Source organism: Flavobacterium dankookense, from assembly GCF_004362665.1.
Taxonomy (GTDB): Bacteria; Bacteroidota; Bacteroidia; order Flavobacteriales; family Flavobacteriaceae; genus Flavobacterium; species Flavobacterium dankookense.
The window spans coordinates 1-3,256 of the sequence record NZ_SNXR01000008.1 but is presented as its reverse complement, the minus strand read 5'-3'; the positions used below and the strand labels follow the sequence as shown (position 1 = coordinate 3,256).

Sequence of the window (3,256 nt, the reverse complement as noted above, 5' to 3'; positions counted from 1 at the left end):
GCCTTAAACTCCTTACTTACATTTTGTTCTAAATACTGTACACTAAACCAGTAATCAGTTGATGGTAGTGGTTGACCGTTGTAACTTCCATCCCATCCATCGCCTGTGGAACTGATTTGTTTTAGTAGTTTTCCATAGCGGTCAAATATATAAATTTTTGCCGTTGGTTGGTTACTTAATCCAACAATATTCCACGTGTCGTGTATACCATCGCCGTTTGGTGTAAAATAGTGTGGATAGTCTATAATCTGAACATTGTTGATTTCTAATACTTCACAGCTGTAAGCAATGCCTCCTTCGGTATCCCAAACATAAATCGTATGTTCTCCAAAACTTACGTTTTCAAAAATGTTGCTGTCTTGTCGTGGTCCATCATCAATGCTGTATTGGTAGGTGCCATAACCTTCAACCGTTACAGTGATGATTTGGTTCTCAGAAAATGCATTGGTCACCGTATATCCTGTTGTTCCAGCGGCTACAACCGCTGGTCCGGATTGAATGACTTCAAAAGCGGTTGATGTTGTTGAACATCCTAAAGCACTAATACTCGTTACCTTGACCGTATAACTTCTCGTTGCTCCTGATGGTTCGGCTGTGTCTACTATATAGTTTGGATCGGTGCCTATCACTGTAGTGGATGTGCCTTCAAACCATTCGAAGGTGTAATCCGATGGATTAGTAATGCCACTTTCTAAGGTCAATGGTCTAATAACTTGGTCGTTTTCATAATTAACACAGATGGTATTTACTCCATTCTCTGTATCTATAATTGGGTTTGGATAACGCTCAATGTCGATATCTATCGTAGTAATGGCATAACATAATGGAACTATCGTATTACTGCTGTTTTCTACTTTTACCCAAATAGTATCGGTATCAGCATCTGTGGTATAGCTTTGTGCTTCGGCTAATGATAATGCGTTGGTTCCTGCAATGGCATCTACTTGACTAGTATAATAGCTTACTAAGAATATCGCTGGGTCTTGGCCTGCTAATATGGCATCGGTTAGTGTTGTTGTTAAATCCAATTGATATACGCCATCATAAGGATTGTCATAGTCATCGCAAGTAGATACAATTTGTGGTCCTGTTGCAAAGGCTGCTTCTTCTACCGCTAAGGTCATTGGTGCTGCATCGCTTTGACAGCCTGTAAGGTTGTTGGTTGCTACCACATAAATGATTTGTGGATCGCTGGTATTGGTAAAAGCACTTGGTGTAGTGATTTGACTTGCTGCTGATAAACTCGCGTCGGTATAATAAGTTAAACTATACGTAGAGCTTGGCGTTGTAGCATTACCTGCCAAAAGACTTGCTGCTTGTGAGGTTAAATCAAAGGTTTCTGTTTGGTCTATCGGTGCTGTTTCACATAGTCGATACGTGATGGTATTGACTGTTGGCAACGGATTAACAATATATCCTTGTTTGACAATGGTATAACAATCTCTTCCCGTATAATCGGTATAGTTTGGACTAGAAACAGCAATGTAAACGTATTGTACTAAATCAATTGGATCGCCTGTCAACGTCGTATCGCCTACTAAGGCAGCATTTGGCGTAAGCAATTCATTAGTATTGTTCTCTAAATCAGTCAGCGTTGGGAAGTAATGCAACGCTAAGGTTGTTTCTCCGTTTTTGATGTACGCTTCGTTGAGAGTTAAATCCAAGGTTTGTTGTCCTGAGTTGGTCGCGTTTTCACACTCCGCTGGTAAAACCAATTCTGGCGTAGCAGTACTTGGGTCTAACGGCTCTGGAATTGGTAATACTCTAATGTTTAACGTCGTATAACTAACACATCCTGCTGGTGTAGTGATTTTTACGCCTAAGGTTTGCACGGCTGGTGCTGTGTTGGTATAGTTGGTAAAGTTGGTGATTTCATTGGTATTACTCTGTGCCATAGCTGGACTTGGATAGTAGTGTAGCGTATGGTCTGCTGGTGCAATACTGCGAACGGTTAAATCAAAGCTCGTAAACTGGTCGTTCGGGTTGGCATCGTCATCACATTTGCTAATTGGTGTTGGTGTGGCTACAACAAGTGGTATGTTGATAATCACTTGGAATGAGCCTACATTATAACAACCTGTAGCGATGTTTTCTACGCGTACCCAAATCGTTTGTCCGTTAGTGGCATTGTAACTGGTGATAGGTACAATTTCACTATTACCTGTTGCTGCATCGGTTGGATTAATGTGGTACGTAACGATATAACTCGTGGCTGGTAGTGGTTGTTGTGCCAATATTGTTGCGGTTTGTTGTGCCAAATTTACATTGGTAATAGCGTTTTGCGTATTGGTATCGGTGTCACACACTACTATATTTGGAACATTGATTGGTGCGCTTGGTGATGGGTTTACATTTAATTCTATTGGTAGTGTACTCCAACATCCGGTTAGATTGTCTACCGCTCTAACATAAAGTGTTTGTATATAAGCTCTGATATTGCAGTAGTTTATCGTCGTGTTGATAGCATCCACTCCATCATCAGCGTTCTCTTGTGTTTCGTGGAAGGTGATGGTATAATTAGCCGATTGTACTAAATCGGCAACCAAAGTCGTTAAGTCAAAAGCACAGCTTACACCATCTTGGTCGTCGTCACAAACCGTATACGGCTCAATTGGTGGTATTGGACTTGGTAGTGGTTCTACACGGATATCCATCGTGGAGATGACATAACAATTGGTCGCGGTATTGGTGATACGGATACCTAAGGTTTGAACATAAATCGCTGTGTTCTCATAATTTAAATTCGTAATGGCATTGGTATTATTTTGCGCATCGGTTAGACTTGGATAGAACGTAACGGACATACCTGTTTGTCCCAAAAGGATATCGGCTACTTTGCTATTTAAATCAAAAATCTCGTAACCAATTTTACTTTGGTCCTTGTCACATAAACTGTATTGTGGATAATTCGGCTGGGTGATTAACGGTAGTGGATCTACAATAATATCAAAATCTACTATGTCAAAACAACCTGTAGCTATCGTTTCTACTCGAACGTATATCGTTTCTTGGTTGATTATACCATTGATATAACCCGATGTTGAAGTGATGTTGTTTATGCCTTGTTGCGCATTAGTTAAATCGTTATAAAACGTTACTACATGCGTTGCTGGGTTTATCGAACCTAATACTTCTGGAATGACTAACGTTAAATCAAAAGGCTCGTAACCTACTGCGCCTGTATAATCACATAGATGTAAATCCTCTGGAACCGTTGCCTCTGGCGTTGGGTTAACGATGAGTTCTAGTTCGACAA

At 40.5% G+C, this 3,256-nt stretch carries 1 protein-coding gene; it reads right to left on the bottom strand.

Annotated features, from left to right (window positions below; all coding sequences use genetic code 11):
- Window positions 1–3,256, bottom strand: a 3,256-nt coding sequence (locus BC748_RS01110; protein ID WP_133531619.1) for a T9SS type B sorting domain-containing protein, incomplete at both ends; no start/stop codon positions are given.